This is a genomic window from Gammaproteobacteria bacterium, from assembly GCA_032250735.1.
Classification (GTDB): Bacteria; Pseudomonadota; Gammaproteobacteria; order SZUA-152; family SZUA-152; genus SZUA-152.
The window spans coordinates 77,626-99,228 of sequence record JAVVEP010000005.1 but is presented as its reverse complement, the minus strand read 5'-3'; the positions used below and the strand labels follow the sequence as shown (position 1 = coordinate 99,228).

Genomic DNA, 21,603 nt, shown 5'->3' with positions numbered 1-21,603 from the left:
GCCGTTTTCGCGTAGCGCAACGCAGTTGCAGCCGCAAAGCGGTGCCCGCAGTAGGCCGGCGATTTTTTCACAGGCTCTCAGCACTGAAAATACCACTTGCCCTTTAATCGACCTTTTTCGTTACAATCGCGGCATGACGCCCAAACCGCATATCACACGTACCGAATTCGCCCGCCGCCGCAAACGCCTGATGCAGATGATGGGCAAGGCCTCGGTGGCTATCCTGCCCGCCGCACCCAATCGCATGCGCAACCGCGATGCCGAATATCCCTATCGACAGGACAGCGATTTCTACTACCTCTCCGGCTTCAATGAACCCGAGGCGGTGCTGGTGCTGATCCCCAAACGCAAACACGGTGAAGTGATCCTGTTCTGCCGCGAACGCGACCCGCAGATGGAGACCTGGCACGGCCGCCGCGCCGGCCTGGAAGGCGCGATGGAATTCTATGGCGCCGACGACGCCTTCCCCATCACCGATATCGACGACATCCTGCCCGGTCTGCTGGAAAGCAGTGAGCGGGTCTATTACGCCATGGGCCGCGACACCCAGTTTGATCAGCACGTCACCGGCTGGGTCAACCAGTTGCGGGAACAGTCCCGCGCCGGCGTGCATCCGCCGCAGGAATTCGTGGACCTCGATCATCTGCTGCACGATATGCGCCTGTATAAGAGTCCCGCCGAGATCGCCGCCATGCGCAAGGCGGCGATCGTCTCCGCCCAGGCCCATGTGCGTGCCATGCAGCAATGTCGCCCCGGCAAACGGGAATACGAGATCGAGGCGGAATTTCAGCACCACTTCAAACAACACAATATGGTCAATGCCTATACTCCCATCGTCGGCGGCGGAGAGAACGGCTGCATCCTGCACTACACGGAAAACAGTGCCGAGCTGAAAGATGGCGACCTGCTGCTCATCGATGCCGGTGCGGAAAACCAGCTCTATGCCGCCGACATCACCCGCACCTTCCCCGTCAACGGCCGCTTCAGCCCCGAACAGCGGGCCGTTTACGAGGTCGTGCTCGAGGCCCAGCTGGCGGCCATCGACAAGGTGCGGCCCGGCAACCACTGGAACGACCCGCACGAGGCGGCGGTGCGCGTGCTGACCCGGGGGCTGCTCTCACTCGGCCTGCTCAAGGGCAATCTGCGCAGCCTGATCAAGGAACAGGCCTATCGCACCTTCTACATGCATCGCACCGGCCACTGGCTGGGGCTCGACGTGCACGATGTCGGCGATTACAAGGTGGGCGAGGCCTGGCGTGAACTGGAACCGGGCATGGTGCTGACCGTCGAGCCCGGTCTGTACATCGCCCCCGGCTGCAAGGTCGGCAGGCGCAGCGTCGCCAAAAAATGGCAGGGCATCGGCATTCGTATCGAGGACGACATCCTGGTCACCCGGGAGGGCTGCGAGGTGCTGAGCAAGGACGCGCCCAAGGCCATCGCCGACATCGAACGACTGATGGCCGCACACCCGGCGTGAGCCCTTCCCTGCACAACAACGCCGATTACGATCTGCTCATTATCGGCGGCGGCATGGTGGGCGCCAGCCTTGCGCTCAGCCTGGCCGGGCAGCCGTTACGCATCGCGCTGGTGGAGGCGGCACCCCTGCCGGCCCAGGGACAGGGCGACACCGCCCCGCCCAGTTACGATGACCGCGCCATTGCCCTGTCGTTTGGCGCCCGACGCATCTTTGAGGGCATGGGGCTGTGGGCGGGGATCGCCCCGCACACCACCGCCATCGATCACATCCACGTCTCGGATCAGAGCCGCTTTGGCTTCACCCGGCTACACGCCGCGCAGGAAGGCGTCGAGGCCCTGGGCTATGTGGTCACCGCGCGGCAACTCGGCGCACAGCTGCTGGGCGCCCTCCAGCAGTGCAGCAATCTAACCCTGATCAGCCCGGCCACCGTGACCGGACTGGACCTCGATAGCGCCACGGCGACGATAACCGTCACCCACGTCGATGGCGGCACGCAGTCGCTCAGCAGCACACTGGTGGTCGCCGCCGATGGTGGCAGTTCACAGGTGCGCCAGCTGCTGGCGATCCGCACCGCCGAGCGCGACTACCGGCAGACCGCCATCATCGCCAACATCACGCCCGAAAAACCGCACCGGCACATCGCCTACGAACGCTTCACCCGTCACGGGCCGCTGGCCCTGCTACCCATGCCGGACAACCGCTGCGCGCTGGTCTGGACCCGCGCCCCGGAGGATGCCGAACGGCTGTTACAGGCGGGTGATGCCGATTTTCTCGCCGCGCTACAGGCCTGTTTCGGCCGGCGCCTGGGACGCCTCCTGACGGTGGGTAAACGCCACAGCTATCCCCTGCAATTGATCCAGGCGCAGGAACAGGTGCGCCCCCGTCTGGCGCTGATCGGCAATGCCGCGCATACCCTGCACCCCATCGCCGGGCAGGGTTTCAATCTGGGACTGCGCGACGTCGCCAGCCTGGCGCAGACCCTCGTCGATGCGCGCCGCGCCGGCCAGGATCCCGGCAGCCTTGAGACCCTGGAGAGCTATGCCCGCTGGCGTCAGCGCGACCACCAACAGGTGATCGGCTTTACCAATATCCTGGTGCAGACCTTTTCCAACCGTCTGCCCCCGCTGGCGCTGCTGCGCAATCTTGGCCTCATCGCCGCCGACATCCTGCCGCCGATCAAACACAGCATCGCGCGTCACTCCATGGGCATGGCCGGCACGCTGCCCCGCCTCTCACGGGGCCTGCCACTGTGAGCGCGCAGGCCGCCAATCGTACACGCCACTACGATCTCGTCATCGTCGGCGGCGGCATGGTCGGCACCGCCCTGGCCTGCGCGCTGCAGGACTGTCGGCTATCAGTCGCGCTCATCGAGGCCCACGAGCCTAACGATAACTGGCCAGACAATGAATACGACCTGCGCGTCAGCGCCATCACCCATGGCTCGCAACGCTTCCTCGAGACACTGGGCGTGTGGCAGGACATCATCGGCCAGCGCGCCTGCGCCTATCACGAGATGCAGGTGTGGGACGCGGGCGGTGGCGGCAGCATCCACTTTGATTGCGCCGAGATCGGCGAGCCCAACCTGGGCCACATTGTCGAAAATCGCATCCTCAACCGGGCGCTCATGCAGCAGGCCAGGGGCATCGACCATCTCGACATCTATTGCCCGGCAACCCCCAGCCAACTGTCGCTCGATGCGCACTGCGCCAAACTGCAATTAGCCGACGGCAGCGCACTCAGCGCCGAGCTGCTGGTGGGCGCCGACGGCGGCCAGTCCTGGGTGCGCCAGCAGGCCGGCATTGCCGTCAGCAGTCGCGATTATCAGCAGACCGCCATCGTCGCCACCGTCCGCACCGAGCGCTCGCACCAGCACACCGCCTGGCAGCGCTTCCTGCCCAGCGGGCCGCTGGCCTTTTTGCCGCTCGGCTTTTTACCACCAGGCAGTGATGCGGACGATCACCACCTCAGCTCCATCGTCTGGAGCACCAGCCCCGCCGAGGCCGAACGCCTGTGCCAGCTGGACGAGGCCGACTTCAACGCCGAACTGACCGCCGCCTTCGAGGCCAGGCTGGGCGCGGTATTGGGCAGCGGGCCACGCGCCAGTTTTGCGATCCGCGGCCAGCACGCTAGCCACTATGTCAGACCACACCTCGCCCTGATCGGCGACGCCGCCCACACCATTCATCCCCTCGCGGGACAGGGCGTCAATCTCGGCTTCGCGGACGCCCGCTGCCTCGCCGACATCCTCCTTACTACCCACGCCGCGCAACAGGCCATCGGCAGTCTCAAGCCCCTGCGCCGCTACGAACGCAGCCGGCGCGGTGACAATGCCGTGATGCTCGAGGCCATGGGGGTGTTCAAGCAGCTGTTCAGCAATAACACCCCGCTACTGCGCGAGCTGCGCAACAGCGGCCTGAATCTCACCGACCGCCTGACGCCGCTCAAGCGGCTGCTGATGTCCCGCGCGCTGGGCTGAGGGCAGGGGCACCCGCCCTCAATGCCACTTTTGAAGGCATACAAATTCCTGACATCCGCGGTTAAACCACAGATTCAGGAAATTTTCTGGGCATGCTTGGCTTGATTTATTAATGATAATCATTATCATTTGCAACAAGTCCGCAACCTACTGGAAACACTCACATGAAACGACTACTCATCTCCTCCCTGCTTGGCCTGACGGCACTGATTTCGGCCACCCCCCCTTCGGTGGCCGGTGACAGCCTGGTGATCTATTCCGGGCGCAGCGATAAATTCGTCAAGCCGGTGATTGCCGATTTTACCCGCCAGACCGGCATCGAGGTCACCCTGCACAACGGTGATTCCACCGCCCTGCTCAACAAACTGCGTATCGAGGGCGGGCGCACCGAGGCCGATCTGTTCCTCAGCAATGACGCCGGTAACCTGCAACAGGGTAGCGACTGGGGGCTGTTTCGACCCATCGACGGCCCGCTGCTGACGCCAATCGCCAAAAACTACCGGGCGGCGGACAACACCTGGGTGGGCCTGTCCGCCCGCGCCCGGGTGCTGGTGGTCAATACCCAGGGACCCTGGGCCGATAGCCTCGACTCGATCTTCGATCTCGCCGACCCCGCCCTTCGGGGCAAGCTGGGCATCACCAACAGCACCAATGGCAGCTATATCGCCGGGGTGACCGTGGTGATGCTGGCCGCCGGCGCGGACAAGACCCGCCAGTGGCTACAGGGCATGAAGGACAATGTCGACGGCAAGGTCTTCAACAAGCACAGCAAACTGGTGAGCGCGGTCGCCAGCGGCAAGCTGCAGGCGGGGCTGGTCAATCACTACTACATCTATCGCCACCTCGACGCACACCCCGACGCGCCCATCAGGATGGTCATGCCCGATCAGGGCCAGGGCGAGATGGGTATCGCCTGGAATGTGGCCGGCATCGCCATCACCGGGCACAGCCGCAAGGCCGCGCTGGCCGAAAAGCTGGTCGCCTTCCTGATCTCCGAGGCAGGCCAGCGGCAGTTTGCCGAGGTGAATCTCGAATACCCGACCCGCACCGGCGTCGCGGCCAGTGGGCAGCTCCCCCCGGCGGGCAGCTTCCGGGTCGCCGACGTGCCGATGTCGGCCCTGAGCACGCAACGTGATGTCACCCTGGATCTCATCGAACAGGTAGGTATGCCATAATCCCCCGCCGAAACCCATGGCATTGCGATGGGCCTGTTTCTCAACCCACATTTTTGTAGAGCCAGCACAGTCCCGGAATACGCATGACATCAGCGACCCTTATCCGAGCCTGCCGGGACTTTAACCCCGGCCGACGTTTTGCCTCCCTCGGCGGACTTGCCCTGCTGGTGGTGTTGATCGCCGTCATGCCGCTGCTGTATGTGGTCTACAACAGCCTGCAACTCTCCACCGACCAGTGGTTTCAGCTGTGGGGCAGCCGCCTGCCCGAACTGTTATGGAACACCCTGTCGCTGGCCGCCCTGGTGGCCATCGGCTGCGTGCTGCTGGGGGTCTCCAGCGCCTGGTGGATCGCCCGCCGGGACTTCCCCGGCCGCCGGCTCGCCACCTGGCTGATGATCCTGCCGCTCACGGTACCGACCTACGTGTTTGCGCACATCTACACCACCCTGCTGGAAGCGGAGGGCTGGCTGGGCCGGCTGTGGCTGGGGCTGTTCGGTGATACGGCCACCCTGCCCGATCTGTACAACATCTGGGGCGTGACCCTGATCTTGTCGCTGGCCGGCTTTTCCTACGTCTTCTTGCTGGCCCGCACCGCCCTCTCCCAGTCCACCCAATCCCTGGAGGAGGCCGCCCGCATCCAGGGCGCCCGTTCGGCGGAGGTCTTCTGGCGCATCAACCTCCCCCTGCTGCGCCCCGCCCTTGCCGCCGGGCTGGCGGTGGTGGTGCTGCACGTGCTGTCCGATTTCGGCGCCGTCAGCATGCTGCGCTTTCAGACCTTCACCCTCAGCATCTACCTGCAGATGAGCGGCCGCTTCGACTATCAGGCCGCCGCCGGCCTGGCGCTGATCCTGGTGCTGTTAAGCCTCACCTTTCTGGTGCTGGAACGCTTTTTCCGCAGCCGCCAGCGCTACTACTCCACCCGCCAGGGCCGCCAGCAGCCGCTGCGCCAGGCCACCCGCCTGGAAACCGGCCTCATCTGGCTGTGGCTGGGCGTCATCACCCTGCTCGCCTTCGGCCTGCCCCTGGCCTGGATGCTGAGCTGGAGCTGGCAGGCCTGGTCACAGGAGCTGATCAATCACGAATTCTGGGGCTACACCGCCAACTCGCTGCTGGTCGCCGTGATCGCCGCCAGCCTGGCGGTGATCGCCGCCTTTCCGGTGGCCTTTTACAATGCCCGCAAACGCTCCACTGGTAGCCAGGCCCTGCTGCAATTCTCCAGCGTCGGCTTTGTACTGCCCGGCCCCGTCATCGCCCTGGGCATCCTCAGCCTGCTGCTGGCCCAGCTGCCCTTTCTCTATGGCGGACTCGCCGCCCTGCTGATTGCCGTGGTGATCCGCTTCCTGCCGCTGGCGGTGCAGGCCCAGGATGCCGCCATGGCCCAGCTCACCCCCTCGCTGGAACAGGCCGGGCGCAGCCTCGGTGCCGGACCGCTGGAAAACCTGTGGCGCATCGTGCTGCCGATGATCCGTAACGGCCTGGCCACCGCCTGGGTGCTGGTGTTTATCGACACCCTCAAGGAACTGCCCGCCACCCTGATCCTGCGCCCCACCGGCTTCGACACCCTGCCGGTGCGCATCTGGATCGAGGCCAGCGAGGAGATGCTGGAACTGGCGGCGCCGGCCGCCCTGATGCTGGTCATCGGCACCCTGCCGGTGCTGTGGATCATGATGCGCAGCCACGGCAACGATGTCGGCTCCCGCCCTACCTGACCGAAACCGTCGGTTTTCTTTACAACTCCACCCCAAACCCACCGCCCGACCCATCCGATAAATCTCAACCCACTGTTCTTGTTGTGCTTTATTTTAATGGCACGACAATTGCTTAGGTCCTGCAAATCGATCATTTATTGATCATCTGGTTACCGTTTAGCCGTATGGGTGCATGATCGTCCCGCACCCGCACCGCACCTGTAACCGGTAGTTCACACATGCAGGAAACAGTAAACCCATGCCCAGACTCCCGTTCAGAAGGCTCCTTTTTACCGCTCTCCTCTACAGCGCCTTTGCCTCCGTCGGTCACGCCGATGCGACCAGCGCGGGACAGCGTGCCGACAATGCCGACAGCAACGCCGCCAAAGAGGCGCGCTGCCTGGCACTCAACATCTATTTTGAGGCTCGGGGAGAGGCCGCCGAAGGACAGCTGGCGGTGGCCATGGTGACGATGAATCGGGTGAAAAGCCGGCACTACCCTGATTCGGTCTGCGGCGTGGTGTGGCAGAAAAAACAGTTCAGCTGGACACATGACGGCAAGAGTGATCGCCCGACCGATGCCTACGCCTGGAAGCTGGCGCAAAAGATCGCCCGCTTTGCCTACCTGCGCTACGGCAGCCTCACCGAGCAGACCCGCAAGGCGCTGGACCTGACCAAGGGCGCATTACACTATTACGCCCCGCACCTTACCCTGCCCTACTGGGCGGAGTCTCACAACGTGACCCGCGAGATCGGCGGGCATATCTTTATGACGGGCCGCTCCTAGGTCTCTGTCGGGGTGTCTGTCAGGCTCAGGCCGAATCCTTCCAGCTGGTCTCCCCCTCGGGCTGCAGGGAGCGCGCGCTGAGGATATAGGGCCTGGTGTCGGAGGATTCGTAATAGGTGCGGGTGATCATCTCACTCATGATGCCGGTGGTAAAAAACTGGATGGAGACGACGATCATCAGCACCCCCAGCAGCAGCAGCGGCCGGTCGCCGATATCCTCGCCAAGAAACAGTTTCAGCAGCACCAGATAGGCCAGCAACAGCCCGCCGATGGCGCCGACCACCAGGCCGATCCGGCCGAAAAAGTGTCCCGGCCGCGCCCGAAAGCGCATAAAAAAGTACACGAACATCAGGTCCAGCAGCACTCGATAGGCGCGCGAAATGCCGTATTTGGACTCGCCGTACTGCCGGGCATGGTGGGTGACCACCTCCTCCTTGATCCGACCCGGCGAGGTATTGGAGGCCACCCAGGCCGGTATGAAGCGGTGCATCTCGCCATACAGCCGCACCCCCTTGATGATCGCCGCCCGGTAGACCTTGAGGCTGCAACCGTAATCGTGCAGGTGCACCCCGGTGATATTGCCGATCAGCCAGTTGGCCATGCGCGAGGGGATCTTGCGCATCAGCAGCTTGTCCTGCCGGTTCTTGCGCCAGCCCGACAGCAGGTCCAGATCATCGCTCAGCAGCCGTGACACCATGCGCGGGATATCGATGGGATCGTTCTGCAGGTCGCCGTCCATGGTGACGATCACCTCGCCGCGCGCGGCATCAATACCGGCCTGCATCGCCGCGGTCTGGCCGAAATTGCGCTGCAGCTCCAGCAGTCGCACATGTGTCAATCCCTGCTCCGCCAGCAGTCGCATGACCGTGGTGACCGTCGCGTCGCTGCTACCGTCATCCACCAGGATCAGCTCCCATTTGCTCGCGTAGTCGGCCAGCGCCGCATTGGTGCGTTCGATCAGCGGGCCGACGCTGTCTTGCTCATTGTAAAGCGGGATGACGATCGACAGGGGCGCTACCGCCGCTGACTCGGTGGCTGCTGTATGTGGTGTGGGGTCGGTCATAAAATATCCTTGCATCATTGGCCTGGGAGCCTGTCGGACTTGAGACTGATCTACTGCGCTGCAAAACGTGACGCAGAGTATAACGGATCACAGCGGGTGGGGGGCCGGTGATTTTGGCCGGACAGACGGACGAGGCGCATCCTTTGCCAGTGTCACAGCACTATTACAAAGAAGAAAATTGCGCAGCAGAAACCGCGCAGAGATAACCGACAATAGCGACTCTCGGTGGGCGCCGTCAGTCCCAGGGGCTGAGGGAAGGAAAGGCGCGTCGGCTACTGCGCCGCGGGCGTTTCGGCCGCGGAGCGGGTCATGTTGTGATACCGCACCTGGCGTCGAAACACATCCATGTCGATCGGTGCAAGCACCTCTTCCACCAGGCTGCGCATGGGCAGTGGACGCGGGTCCGGCTCGGTCTTTTTCCAGGGCACGATATACAGCACCTTGGGCAGTTCCCGCGCGCCGGTGATCTCGGTGGCCTCCAGTTCCAGTTTGGTCTCGGCCGTCGCCAACGACATGCCACCCACCATCAGCAAAAGCAGCACTATGACTATCGTCAGTCTATTCGATCGCATGATTCACCGGCTCACTCTTTTCATTCTTGGCATAACGGATCGGGCTCAGTTTCTCCAGCGCGGAAAAACTCTTTTTGACCCACTCATCATAAACATCGTCGATGGTGCGCGCCGCATTCAGGGCGTGCACCTCAATGGCCTTTTCCTCGAACGGATAGGCCTGCTCTTCCAGCAGGATGTCGTACTGCTCCAGCTCCTCGGCCGAGAGCCCCGCCGGCCGCTCAGAGGCAACCAGGTTGCGTCCAAAGTCATTATAGATTTCCGCAATCCGGAAGGTGGATGCGGTGGTGACCGCTTCCACACCGTAATCGGCCGCCGCCGTGAAGGCCTGGATCGTCTCCTGCATCAGGTCCTTTTTCTTCTTCAGGTTCTGCTGCAGGGGCTGCACCAGATGCACCTTTCGATAGTTCTCGAACATCGGCTCGGCCAGCTCCAGCTCCGCCGTTGCCGCCAGGTAGTGACTGCGATCCGTGGCCGGCCCGGCCTTGTGGGCCGCGATCAACTGGGCGAGCCAGTAATGGCGGGGCTGCACCTGCCCCTTTTGCTGATACATGCTGGCCAGGCGGAAGCGGGCCTCGATGGCATCATCAAACGGCGCGGGGAAGGCGGCGACATAGCGCTTGTAGACCTCGATCGCCTGATCCTGCTGTTGCGCCTTTTCATAGAACTCGGCCGTCTGCCACAGTAGCAGGCGTTTCTTGTTGGCGTCGGTTTCATTGCGATACAGCACCTCATAGGCCGCCGCAGCATGTTGCCAGTCACCGCTCTTCTCATAGGCCAGGGCCAGTTTTTCATCCGCGCCGGCCCGCAGTTGATGGGTGGGGAAGTTCTGCACAAAGGCCTTCAGCACGGGGATCGCCAGCGCCCAGTCGGCGTTGGCAAACAGGGCCGCCGCCGCATCAAAATCGGCATTGGCGCGAATGCCCGCCCGGGGGGTCAACTGTCCGACCCGCAGGAAGTGGCGGGCGGCCTCGCGCTGATCACCGGCGGCGCGGGCACTTTCACCCTGCTTATAGATGGCCGCGGCCAGGCGCTCTTCATGGTCCTGGCGATCCCGGTCATCGGCGGCCGCATACTGCAGGCGTTTGAGGCTGGCCTGTTCCGCCTGCGGATACAGCCCCAGCTCAAACTCACCCTGGGCGATGATCGCCCAGTTGATCTGCAGAAGCGCCCGCTCGGCGGCCGGCCGGTGGCCCACCACATGATGGGCGGTGGCCACCGCATTGCGATAATCCTTCAGCACAAGCAGCTCTTCCGCCGCCTTCGACATCACTTTCACTGCACGCGGGTCAGCGGGGAAGGTGCTCACAAACCGTTTGCTGCTGGCGATCAGGGTCTCCCGTTTGGCGTTCGCGGCCGAGCCCTGCAGCGCCTCCACCTGCTGCCGATGCGCCAGGATGGCGGCATAACCGGCCTCCGCACTCTGGCCAAACAGGGGGTAGTGATAGGCGGTGTACTCGAACTCCACCGCCGCGGCCTGCACCTCGCCACTGTCCAGCAGGCTCTCGGCCAGCAACATATGCTTGGCCGGGGTCTCTGCGTCATCCGGGAAGGCGCGCACATAGGTCCGGTACCAGTGGGCGGCGATACGGTAATCCGCCGGCGCCCGGCTGGTCTGGGCCTGGGCGTGGTAGTAGCGGGTCAGGTCATCCAGGTTGGCCTTCAGGTGCGGCAGCATCTGCGCCAGCAGGTCGGCATCGTGTCGTTTCCAGAAGGCCGTACCGACGCCATAGCCCATCACCAGGTCCGCCTTGGCGCGCAACAGCGCCTCTTTCTGGCCGGCCTGTTTGTAGATGTCGATCACCCGCACCAGGAACAGCGGCGCCTGGCCATGCTGCGGATAGCGCTGCACGAAGGCCATGAAGGTGTCTGAGGCATCGATGTTGCGTTGCTGACTGCGGTAGAGATCGGCCAGCCGCGCATAGATATGGAACTCATAGTCGCGCCGGCCGTAGTCCTCAAAAAAGGCGGTCACGCTCTCATGGCCCTGCAGATAGGAAAAGGACAGGCTGACGATGCGCAGGGTATCGTCCAGCAGCTCCCGTTCACTGCGGGAGAAATCCGCAATCTCGCGACCGCCGGCAAAACTGCGATCCAGCACGGCAAAATAGGATTTCAGTGAACGCTCGGTGGCGCCCTGTTTGAACACCGACCAACCGTGCTTGAACATCGAGCGCTCATAGTAGGGGCCGGTCTCGGACATGGACAGCACCTGGGCATAGGCCTGCTCCGCCGCCTCGAAGTCACGAAACGAAAACAGGATTTCGCCGCGACGGAACTGGATCTCGTCCTGATTGGCTTGCTCGGGGTACTGGGCCACCAGCCGGGTCAGCACGTCCAGGGTCTTTTCCAGATCACCGTTCAGTTCATAGCCGCGGGCCAGCTGATACATCACCCGGTCATTACCCGCATAGTCCGGGTACAGGGTTAACAGGCGCTCGTACTGATGGATGGCGCTCTGGATAGTGGCCTGCTCCGCATCGGCCTCGATGTCGGCCGGGGTCGCGCTTTCTGCTACCGGCTCGGTGAGCGTTTCCGTGACCGCTGCGGTCGATGGCGGTGCGAGCGTCACGGGGGTCGCGACCTTGTCCGTCTGGGCCTCACCCGCCAGCACCGCCTGCCTGTCTTCCAGGGCCAGATCCGCCAGCCGCTGCAGCGCAATCGCCTTCAGGGCATCATTGGTGGTGGTCTGCGCCAGCTGCCGATAGGTGCGCTGCACATCCGCCCGCGACAGCGGCGGCAGGGCCTGGGGCTCAATGCGGGCTGCCCGTTCCGCCAGCAGGGCGATGGTGGGATCCTGTTCAATGCTCGGTATGCCGGCGCAGGCGGACAGCATCACCAGCAAGGCCAACAACAGCGCCGTCCCAAAGACATAGGGGGGGAGGCGGCGCAACATCACTGCAACTCCCTACCCGAGGCCGCGGCATCGGTGGCCATATCCTGCAGATGCGCCAGCGAGAAGCGCGCCTGATCGAGGTAGTCCACCAGCCGGGCACGCAGCTCGTCGAACTCGACGTCCACCATCACCTGCAACTGACGCCGCTGCTCGTCGAAGGCGAGCTTGACCTGTTTGCGCAGACTCGCCACCCGCTGACGCTTGTCGTCAATGCGCCGGGCGTATGCCTCAAAATCCAGCGGCGCATTGGCGCGTGCCCGCTGTAGGGAATCCTGCTGCTGCAGGGTCGCCTGCAGTTCAGCATCCAGCGACTGCAGGCTCTTTTCCACCACCCGGTAACGGATGGCGTAGTTGGTCACCACGTCGTAGTCCAGCAGCCCCTTGAACAGGCGGTAGCGATCGCGGTAGTCCTCCATCTCGGCGGGGTCACTGTCCGGCTGTTTGGACAGGCGCCAGATGCGCTCCTCCACCTGCACCAGACGATCCTGCAATTTTTTCTCTTCCTGGGTCAGCAGGGCGAAGGCATCCTGGCGCTCGCCGATCCTTTTCAGTTCGGCGGCATAGATGTCGCGGCTGGTGCGCACATCCAGCACATGGTCCAGGGTCTGCTCCGGGGTCAGGGTATCCAGCTGGGTTTCATAGGTGCTGCGACGCAAGGCCAGCATCGCATCGAAAGCGGGGATCTCGGTTTGCCAGCGGCCCAGCTTGCCATCCAGAAACCACAGGTCGCGCAGATTCTTGATGGCCTCATGAAAGCCGTGCCCGGCGAGCACCATGGGCAGGTAGCGCGCCTCCGGCGTCCCCGGCAGCAGCTCCGCCTCCCAGAACCAGCCCATTTCGTTACGCGACACCTGGGCCAGCAGATCGGCCCACAGGCGGCCGGCCTTCACCGCCGCGACGGTATCATTCAGGCCCGCCAGCTCCTGCTCAAAAATGGTGATGGCATTGCTATAGGACTGTATCGCCTGGGGATAGGCACGCAAACGCTCCAGCGAATGACCGGTTGCCAGCAGCGCCTCAAACACCGCCAGATCGACCCTGTCCCGCTTTGCCAGTTCGGCCCAGGGCACCAGCGACTGCTCATAGCGCTGCAATTCCACCTCGGCCCAGCCCAGACCCAGCAGGGCCTTATTGGAATAGGGGCCATTGAGGCGCACCTTCTGCAGAAAATCCCTGGCCAGCACCGGGGCCGATTTCAGCAATGAATAGCCCAGCGCCAGATTGGCCCTGTCGCGCAACGCCTTCTGGTCGCTGTCGCCGGACTGGAGTTCGGCCACCTTGCGCAGCCACTCCGTGCCCTGCTTTTCATGCCCGGCGCGGATCAGGGCCACACCCAGGTTGAAACGTGCGTAATTCGCCTGCTGCTCGGTATCGCGGCCGCTGTGGCCTTGCGTCAGATCCTGCAGGGCCGCCGCCGCTGCAGGGTAGTCTTCCTGCGCCATCAACAGATTGGCCCTGAGGGTACGAAACTCCTCCACCAGGGACTCATCCAGCGCCTCGCCGACACGGGACAGGGCCGCCTCCGCCTCGGTAAACAGCTGCTTCTGGTAGCGTATCTTGCCCAGATAAAACCAGGCCCTGTCCCGCACCGCCGGCTCGGCGCTGTCGTCCAACAGGCGGTTAAAGATCGCCTCCGCCTCGCTGTGCAGCCCGTAGGAAAGATACATCCCACCCAGCAACAACTGGGCATCCGCCGCATGATGGCGAAGACGATTTTGCTCCTGCGCCGCCAACAGATTCACCGCCGCGGAAAAATAATTCTGCTGATAAAACTCATACAGCACGGTGCCGTAATACAGATCACGCACCTGTCCCGCGGGGACATCGGAGGGGGTCGGTTCGTCGGCGGGCGCAGTACCTGGCGAGGCAACAGACGGAACTACAGACGGAGCAACAGACGGTTCTGCCGGGCCATCCGCAGACCAGGCCAGTGATGACATCACCAGCAACAGCAGCCCGATCAGAAGTCGAAAGGTGATCACGATAAACATCCGTCAGCCGGGGCTTTCACTCCCACTGTTTGACGACAAATTCCGGTTGCAGCTTGCGCGAGACATCCAGAATCTTGAGTTCCATGAATTTCGCCGCCGAGCCCTTGGTGAACTTAACCGTGGTGGCCCGACGGTACTCCCGATTGTTGGGTCCGGGACCCCGAAAACTGGCCACCAGCTCGTGTTCGCCGGATTTCACGTTGCCGATATACAGGCGCTGTACACCGCCGCGCTCCAGGGCGCCCAGCTCACGCTGGGTGTACAGATGATTGGCCACCACCGTGTCATCAATCTTGACCTGCACCGAATCCAGCCGAAAAAACTCACCGACATCGATGGACAGGAACAGGGCCAGCTGGGTGCTGGCGGGAAACAGCAGCTCCTCCTCAAGAATGAACAGGTCGCGATTCAGGGCCTTCACCTCTTTTTTCAGCTCCTGTACACGCGCGTCCAGTGTCCGGGTGTCCGCTGGCTCCTCCCCGGCAGCCGGTGCCGCCAGACTCAGCGCGGTGGACATCAACAGTATGGCCAGCATAGCGATCAGATATTTGTATAGAGATTTCACAAAATGCTCCCGTTCATTATGGGGCGCGCCGCTGGCGCACCTTGCTCACGTTGACTAGTACCACAGCGAGACAAAAAACCGCACCACATCCGCCGTCTGGCTATACATCGGTTCGGTGCCGGGCGCATAGCCCTCGGCAAGCTCGTTACGGAAATTCAGATAATCAATCTGGTAACGGTCATACATCAGATTGACCGAGCCCTTATCAATAAACCGCCACGACTTGTCGCCGAACTCATAGCTGGCGCCCAGCCCGATGGAGCTGGTGTTCAGCGTGCTCAGCTCTTTGTCACGCGCATGGTAGTTAAATTCCGAGATCCGATTAAACATGTCGCTGTAAAAATCCGCCTGATCCTGTTGGTAGGCGCGATAGCGGAGCTCGAAGATCCAGTGCTGTTTCCACGGGTGCACGTAACCCAGCTCATACATGCTGGCATTGACGCCCCAGGTGTCGGTGAACAAACGGGTCTCGGCCTTTATCGCTGCACGATAGGGCAGATAATACAGGGCGCTGATGCTCAGCGCGTGACTGGTGCGGGTCTCGGGATATTCCTCACCCTGATAGGCCACCCCGGTGGCCGCCGAGGTATCCAGAAAGCGCACCCGACGATAGGGGCTCTCCAGATGACCCTCGTCGGTCACCGTTTCAAAGGTCATGCCCATCAGCATGTTTTTGGTCAGCACCTGGGAAATCCCCAGCCGGTATTTGGACCGCTCCGCGCTTTCGGAAAAGTTGGGATCCACTGAACTCGTCACGTCGTCCAGACCCCGGGTATAACCCAGCGACACGGTGGTGAGATCACCAAACAGGCTGTGACTGATGCCGAAGTTAACGGTGTTGGCCACAAAATCGTTTTCGGCGCTGTTGGTATAACCCAGACTCAGGGTGCTCTTGTCGTGCAGATAATCCACGCCGACGGATTTTTCTATGCGCTCTTCGTGATATTCACTGGCGGCGGAGACCACATCAATGGTGGCGCTGGTGAGTGAGTCGACATAGTACTTGCCCCACATCGACACCGACTTGCCGATCTTTTTTCGCGCCAGAATCGACGGACCATTCACCACCAGCCCACCACCACTATAGGAGTGATACAGGAAATCCGCCCGATCCTCCGGCAGCACCGCGGCCATCAGCGGCACACAGAAGCCGAGCACGCCGACCGCCAGCAGGCCCCACTGAAAACGGCCGGGGCGTTTGCCGGCCGGTTGGCCTGGGCTTATGGCTGAGAATATGGAGGAGGCCTTAGTTACAACCACAGCCGCCACCCTGTCCGCTCTCGGCACCGCGCGACGATTCCCGCGCCTCGTGCACATGATTGATATAGGAGGTCGCACTGGGATCGCGATCAAAGCTCATGATCGGGTCCGCCAGATTGGCGCGCTCATAGGGCTTCACCCAGGGCTCGATACTGCAGGCGGACAGACCCAACAACAGCAGCATGATGGACAGACAGGTTTTCATATCGGCGCACCGTTACCTAACATCATTTATTGGGCCTACTCCCTGACCAGTTCCTTGATCTGCCTGACATACTCTTCTTCATAGCCCGGCAAATAGCCGCGATGCAAATAACGCATATTGCCGTCGCGATCCACCATCACCGTGCTGGGCATGGCCACCACCTTGTACAGTTTGGTGACATCATTCCTGTTGTCATACAACACCGGGAAACTCACCGGCACCTCGCGTAACAGTTCGCCGGCCTTGGAGGAGTCTTCTTCCACATTGACGCCCAGCAGCACAAAACCCAGATCGCTGTATTTTTTATACATCGCATCCAGCAGCGGCATTTCCTGGCGACACGGCGCACACCACGAGGCCCAGAAGTTGATCATCACCACGTCGCCGCGCAACTCGCTGAGTTTGATATTTTCACCGCTACGGGACTTGAGGGTGAAGTCCGGCGCCTTGCCTTCCAGCACCTCGGCCTGGGCCACCGGCGCCAACAACAGGCCGAGCGTCATCCATAGCGTCATTGGTTTGCTTACGGTGTTTAACAATGTTTTAAACAGTGCTTTAAAACGTACTTTAAACTGCACTTTAAACCGCACTTTACAAAGAGACATCCTGATTACCTCGCTACAGCTACGAAACGTCATAAAAGCTTGTTGAATCTGCGCACCTAGAAAAACACGGTAATGCCGCCGTGGGTCTCCAGGTTGTGGGCGGTCTTGGCGTCACCCAGCAGATCGATGTCAAAAATGTGATCGCGCACATCCAGGTGCACCGCCAGCCAGTCCGTCAGCAGAAACCGGTAACCGGTGCCCAGGTTCATGGTGAAGCGGTCATCGCCGGCAAAGCGGGTATTGCCCACCCCGCCGATCACATACAGGGCGGTATTAAACGCCCAGCCCCTGCCGACAAAGGCCTCGCCATGAAACAGGTTGTAACCCACCGAGATATTGTAATAAGTCAGCTCGCGCTGGGCGTCGGTCAACAGCGGCGCGCCGCCGCTCAGGCGCTCGTAACTGGTTTCCGTGGTATCGGATTTGGCGTAGGCCGCCTCAAAAAACACATCCTCGGTGACGTGGTAGGCCGCGCGCGCCCCTACTACCAGATTTGTGCCAAAGTCCTCGACACTCAACAGGCCGCTGTACACGCCGATCTCGAAATCCTCGGTGTCGATCTTGTCGATATCGATGGTGCGACGCTCCACCTCAGGCTGGATCACCTGCTCCTGAGCGACCCCATCGGCCGACCAGGCCATGGCTGATGCACTGCACAGCAATGCGCCGGACAGCAGCCGGCCTAGAAAAAGAATGCGAAGCCTGCCTTCCATTCCTCAAACTCCTCGTTATCGTCATCACTGGAAAAGGCGACGTAGTTTTTGTATTCGGCGCGCAGGATAAAGCGGCGCGTGAGATAAATCTTTATGCCCAGGCCCATGTGCGCGGTCAGATCCTGGCTGTCCTGCGCCTGGATCAGGGTGACGTTCGGCTGGGTCTGGATCTGCCCCACGCCCAGCGTAAAGAACGGCGAATAACGCCATTCGGGAAAGGGGTGCGACACCAGGTTGAGGTTCGCCAGCACACTGCTCGCATATTCACCGCTCACCTGGGAGGCCGACACTTCCGCCGACAGGTTGGGGTTCAACACATAGGCGCCATACAGGGTAATCACCGGCGCGCCGTTAAAGGTCCCTCCCACCAGACCCGCCTCCCAGCGACGCTTGCTGAAATCACCGATCGCTGCATCGGCGAACTCGGTCAGCTCGCCACCCGGCATGACGGTCTGTTCCATCTGCGCCCGCTCCACCCATCCGGTTTTACCCTCGGCGGTGCGCACCTTGAACCAGTCCGTTTTGCGTTTGATGACCTCGACAAACTCGCCGCGATCGACCACATGAAAAATGGGAAACCCCTCGCCCGGACCGGTGTGCAGTTCAATATAGGCCTGCGCTACCTTAACCTCGGGATACAGCTCCTCGGCATTGACCGGGCCGGTGACAAGGCCCGTGATCAGCAACAGCAGCAGACACCATCCTGCGCGCACAGGCCTACGTCTCATCCACACAGGATGGTCGATCACACTTCAGGCTGCCTGTTTTCACACCGGGTTTCGCTATGGCTTTCACTATGGCTTTCACTATCAAATCAGCGGCGACGCATTCCATTTCTTGATTGTTATCTGGCTTGTATTACGTATTGATTCAACGGCCTGTGAGAGTGATCACAGGCCGGCCAATCATCGACCTGAATCCGAGGCTTAACCGCGGCGCCTGGCACAAGCTCTTGGTTTCACAGCGGATCAAAAAATGCCCGCTTAACCTAAGGGTGAAGCTGAGATTTTTTGAAACCCCTGTGAAACCAATATCTCGCACCATGCATCCACGTTTAAACCACGGATTCAGGTCATCGATTAAGGATTCAGAGGGGCCGGGGCCGGCCAGAGGGCGGCCCGGTTAAACATCACGCAACGCAGTCCGACAGGATTCCCTTCCAATCATGTCGCGACGACCCTAGCGGCGATTTGTGTCGGCTATCTTAGCGGCTCGATAGGCCTCCGGCCAGCACGGCGGTGTGTCGAGCCACACGCCTGTGCCGTTTCACCATCAGTCTTCGGGCGCCGCGAACGGGCTATTAAAATACTGGGCACCGATGTCCAGCCATTCGGCAATCAGGCGCATCTCTGCCGGCGTCAGGTCACCGGCATGGCTGCCGCCTGCCAGGAATTTGCCCATGAAACTGCCGGACCGCGAACCGTTCACCGACATGGCCGGGGCGGGCGCCGGTACCGGCACCTGTATGGTGACCAGCACCGGGATGGGATTTCCGCCGCCGTCCAGCAGCAAGGCCCCGGTCACCGGATCCACCTCAAACAGCGGGTCACCATTGGCATCGGTGCCCTGCACGAGCTGATCCACCGTGCTGTCGATCAGGGCGCCGGTGCCGTCCAGTTCCTGCTGGATATCCTGGAACAACAACTCCCGGTAGGACTCGTAATGGTCAGGCTCGTCGCTGGACGGGCCATCGCTCAGATCCAGCTGGCCATCCGGCACCCGCGGGGCCATCGCCAGGTCTGAGCGGGCGTGGCAAAGGGTACAGGTGCGATCATTCATCGAGGCATCGGTACGCGGCGTGCCCCACAGCGGGTGGATGTGGGTTTCATAATGGATGACGGTGCGACAGCGCGCGCTCCATTGCGCCTGACAGGCGGCGCTGGCCGGGATACTGGTCAGGGCCGGTGCGGTGGTGTCGTCGTAACGCTGGTTGGTCACATCGGGTATGGCGCCACTGGCCCACACGTCGCTAAACACCGGGTTTACGTTGGGGCTCAGTTGCGGACAGGCAATCTGCGCATAGTTGATGTCGCCCAGGCCCGGCGTCGATTCACAGAGGGTGCGGATGCGGGCCTGGGCCATGGTCTCGCCCATCACCTGTGTCACCGTACCCACCACCATCGGATCGGGATCCACATCGGAGGTGGCGCCGGGATATTCACCCCCGATGGTCGCCGCGCCGGCATTCAACGGCGTTGGCCCATCGCTGTAGCCATGCGGCAGGGGCAGGGCCGGGGCGGTCACCGTATGGGTGTGGCAGCCGGTGCATTGCAGGCTCTCGCCAGGCCGCAGCTGGATCCAGTTTTGATGCCGCCCGCCGATGCGACGGCCGTCCTTGTCCACCACGCTGATGGCCAGGGGCACGTTGGCCGGCACCTTGGTCAGCACCGAGCCGTCCGGTTCCACCGCCGCGTAACCGATGATCTCGCGCATCTTTTGTTGACGACTCACACCAAAGGCCGTGTTGTCAAAATCATAGACATCGTCATCGGGAATGGAGGCGGCCTTGACGATGCGCAGGAAACGGGCGGGGCGCGCATCCGCATCGGTGAGTGTGGGATTGGCCATCTCGGCCAGGTCGGCCGCCGCACCGCCCAGGGCGTTAAAGCTGCCATCAAAATCGTAAACGCTGCGGATATGCAGCAGGCCCACGCCTTCATCACCCAGGGTGGCGTTCAGCTCAAAACCCAGGGTCTTATCGTAGAGTACGACCGGCCGCTCACGCGGCGCCAGCACCACCGGCTCGTCGATCATCACACCCTCCTGCGGCACCACCACGGGCAGCTGGGTGTTGCTGTCCAGGTCATAGACATAAATGCCGTAGACGGGCAGGGCCTCGGCGGCGCCCGCCGAGATCGTGTCGGGACAGGGGGTGGGAGTGGCATCAGGCAGGCGCAGTCCGGTGAGCGGATCGGTCGGATGCAGACGGCACTGCGACCAGCTGACCAGGGCGCGGTTGGAACCGTCCCCCAGCGGATACACCGAGCGGAAACGTCCGGCGGGTGAGATGCTGCCATCGGTACGGACATCCTGCGCGATGGCCGGGACCTGGGCCGGGCCGCTCAGGCCGCTCGGCTGGTAGGGCCAGGTAGGCTGGGTGTTGTCGGCGTATTCCGCCACGTTGATCCGCGCGGGGGCGCCACCACCGGCCGAACCGGTGAAGGGTTTGATCATCACCAGGATCTGCCCGTCGGGCAATTCACGCGGCGCCATATACTGCACGGTGCTACCCGCGGTGCCCACGGCGTGATCATGCACCCCATACAGCGCCTTCAGCTCGGTGCCGTCGGGGCGCACCGTGTAGAGATTGATGGCATTGCGCCCACCCATGTGATCCCAGCGCGAAAAGATGATCTCGCCGCTGGCCAGCACACTGGCATCCAGGTCATGGCTCTGGTTAAAGGAGATCTGCTTGACGTTTTCGCCGTCGGCACTCATCACGTGCAGCACCACGGCGGGCTCGTTCTGGCTCTCGTCCAGCGGCTGAAACTGCTGATGGCCCTCGTCGAGCAGGATCGCGCCCGTGGCCCGTTGCAGACTGGAACTGAACACGATGCGGCCATCGGGCAGGTAGGCCGGCGCGACATCGTTACCCTTGTTCGCCAGGCTGTCGGAGGCCATCACCCGGGTCGGGCACCCTCCCACGGTGATGTCATATTCATAGATATTCCACTTCGGAATGTCATCGCCGTTGGTCAGGTCCTCCAGCCGCAGCGAGAAGATCAGCTTGCTGCCGTCATAGGAGGATTCCAGGTCACGCACATCACCGGTACCGATGCCATCACCATCGAGGTCGGTCAGACAAAGGGTGATATTCCGCTCGCTGGCCGAGGGCGAGGCGCGTTCCCGCAGGTACACGTCGCCACCCTCGTTGAACTCAATGGCCTCGCGCACATCGGGCTGGACCAGCACGAGCTCGTTGGTATCGGGATCCAGCTGTGTCGCAACCGGCCGCTTGATGTAGGCGATGGCATAATCGGCCACCGTCTGATCCTGGCCCTCGACGCCGCAGGCCGCCAGGCCGACCAGCACCAGCGCCGACAGCACCCGGCGCATGGCGAAAAATACCGGGCTGTCCTTCTGGTTGCTCTTCTGGTTGCTCTTATGATCCGTCAACACATCCGTCACCT

Annotated in this window: 17 protein-coding genes; 6 read left to right on the top strand and 11 right to left on the bottom strand. The window is 62.1% G+C overall.

Features of this window, described 5'->3' with window-relative positions:
• Positions 1 to 133 precede the first annotated feature (133 nt).
• From pepP to RRB22_04690, 6 genes are all read left to right on the top strand, one after another.
• A complete protein-coding gene (pepP, locus tag RRB22_04715; protein ID MDT8383698.1) occupies positions 134 to 1,477 on the top strand; it encodes a Xaa-Pro aminopeptidase in 1,344 nt (447 codons plus the stop codon).
• Entirely contained in the window at positions 1,474 to 2,730 is a 1,257-nt protein-coding gene (ubiH, locus tag RRB22_04710) for a 2-octaprenyl-6-methoxyphenyl hydroxylase (GenBank protein MDT8383697.1), read from the top strand. Before pepP ends, ubiH begins: the two co-directional genes overlap by 4 nt.
• A complete protein-coding gene (locus tag RRB22_04705; protein ID MDT8383696.1) occupies positions 2,727 to 3,953 on the top strand; it encodes a UbiH/UbiF/VisC/COQ6 family ubiquinone biosynthesis hydroxylase in 1,227 nt (408 codons plus the stop codon). Before ubiH ends, RRB22_04705 begins: the two co-directional genes overlap by 4 nt.
• Positions 3,954 to 4,117: 164 nt before the next feature.
• A complete protein-coding gene (locus tag RRB22_04700) occupies positions 4,118 to 5,128 on the top strand; it encodes an extracellular solute-binding protein (protein MDT8383695.1) in 1,011 nt (336 codons plus the stop codon).
• A gap of 83 nt (positions 5,129 to 5,211) precedes the next feature.
• Positions 5,212 to 6,837 (top strand): iron ABC transporter permease, encoded by a 1,626-nt coding sequence (locus RRB22_04695; GenBank protein ID MDT8383694.1) that lies wholly within the window; start codon positions 5,212 to 5,214, stop codon positions 6,835 to 6,837.
• A 238-nt stretch (positions 6,838 to 7,075) separates the two neighbouring features.
• Positions 7,076 to 7,603 (top strand): cell wall hydrolase, encoded by a 528-nt coding sequence (locus tag RRB22_04690; GenBank protein MDT8383693.1) that lies wholly within the window; start codon positions 7,076 to 7,078, stop codon positions 7,601 to 7,603.
• Positions 7,604 to 7,628: 25 nt separating this feature from the next.
• On the opposite strand, the gene RRB22_04685 is transcribed toward RRB22_04690, so the two are convergent.
• The 11 genes from RRB22_04685 to RRB22_04635 form a co-directional block, all read right to left on the bottom strand.
• Positions 7,629 to 8,666 (bottom strand): glycosyltransferase family 2 protein, encoded by a 1,038-nt coding sequence (locus RRB22_04685; GenBank protein ID MDT8383692.1) that lies wholly within the window; start codon positions 8,664 to 8,666, stop codon positions 7,629 to 7,631.
• A gap of 272 nt (positions 8,667 to 8,938) precedes the next feature.
• Entirely contained in the window at positions 8,939 to 9,208 is a 270-nt protein-coding gene (locus RRB22_04680) for a hypothetical protein (GenBank protein ID MDT8383691.1), read from the bottom strand.
• A gap of 16 nt (positions 9,209 to 9,224) precedes the next feature.
• The gene (locus RRB22_04675; GenBank protein MDT8383690.1) at positions 9,225 to 12,134 is read right to left on the bottom strand and encodes a tetratricopeptide repeat protein; all 2,910 of its coding nucleotides are present in this window, start codon (positions 12,132 to 12,134) and stop codon (positions 9,225 to 9,227) included.
• Positions 12,134 to 14,116 carry a tetratricopeptide repeat protein gene (locus tag RRB22_04670; protein ID MDT8383689.1) on the bottom strand — a complete coding sequence of 661 codons (1,983 nt, stop codon included), beginning with the start codon at positions 14,114 to 14,116 and terminating at the stop codon, positions 12,134 to 12,136. The genes RRB22_04675 and RRB22_04670 overlap by 1 nt, the downstream gene beginning before the upstream one ends.
• A 25-nt stretch (positions 14,117 to 14,141) precedes the next feature.
• Positions 14,142 to 14,690: an AraC family transcriptional regulator gene (locus RRB22_04665; GenBank protein ID MDT8383688.1), complete on the bottom strand. Its 549-nt coding sequence runs from the start codon at positions 14,688 to 14,690 to the stop codon at positions 14,142 to 14,144.
• 54 nt (positions 14,691 to 14,744) lie between these two features.
• The gene (locus tag RRB22_04660) at positions 14,745 to 15,950 is read right to left on the bottom strand and encodes a DUF3570 domain-containing protein (GenBank protein ID MDT8383687.1); all 1,206 of its coding nucleotides are present in this window, start codon (positions 15,948 to 15,950) and stop codon (positions 14,745 to 14,747) included.
• On the bottom strand, positions 15,937 to 16,155 hold the full coding sequence (locus RRB22_04655; GenBank protein ID MDT8383686.1) for a DUF4266 domain-containing protein: 219 nt from the start codon (positions 16,153 to 16,155) through the stop codon (positions 15,937 to 15,939). The genes RRB22_04660 and RRB22_04655 overlap by 14 nt, the downstream gene beginning before the upstream one ends.
• Positions 16,156 to 16,190: 35 nt before the next feature.
• On the bottom strand, positions 16,191 to 16,670 hold the full coding sequence (locus tag RRB22_04650) for a TlpA disulfide reductase family protein (GenBank protein ID MDT8383685.1): 480 nt from the start codon (positions 16,668 to 16,670) through the stop codon (positions 16,191 to 16,193).
• A 146-nt stretch (positions 16,671 to 16,816) separates the two neighbouring features.
• On the bottom strand, positions 16,817 to 17,473 hold the full coding sequence (locus RRB22_04645; protein ID MDT8383684.1) for an outer membrane beta-barrel domain-containing protein: 657 nt from the start codon (positions 17,471 to 17,473) through the stop codon (positions 16,817 to 16,819).
• Entirely contained in the window at positions 17,443 to 18,201 is a 759-nt protein-coding gene (locus tag RRB22_04640) for an SH3 domain-containing protein (protein ID MDT8383683.1), read from the bottom strand. The genes RRB22_04645 and RRB22_04640 overlap by 31 nt, the downstream gene beginning before the upstream one ends.
• Before the next feature lie 544 nt (positions 18,202 to 18,745).
• Positions 18,746 to 21,592, bottom strand: a complete 2,847-nt coding sequence (locus tag RRB22_04635; protein MDT8383682.1) for a hypothetical protein — start codon at positions 21,590 to 21,592, stop codon at positions 18,746 to 18,748.
• Between the last annotated feature and the right edge of the window lie 11 nt (positions 21,593 to 21,603).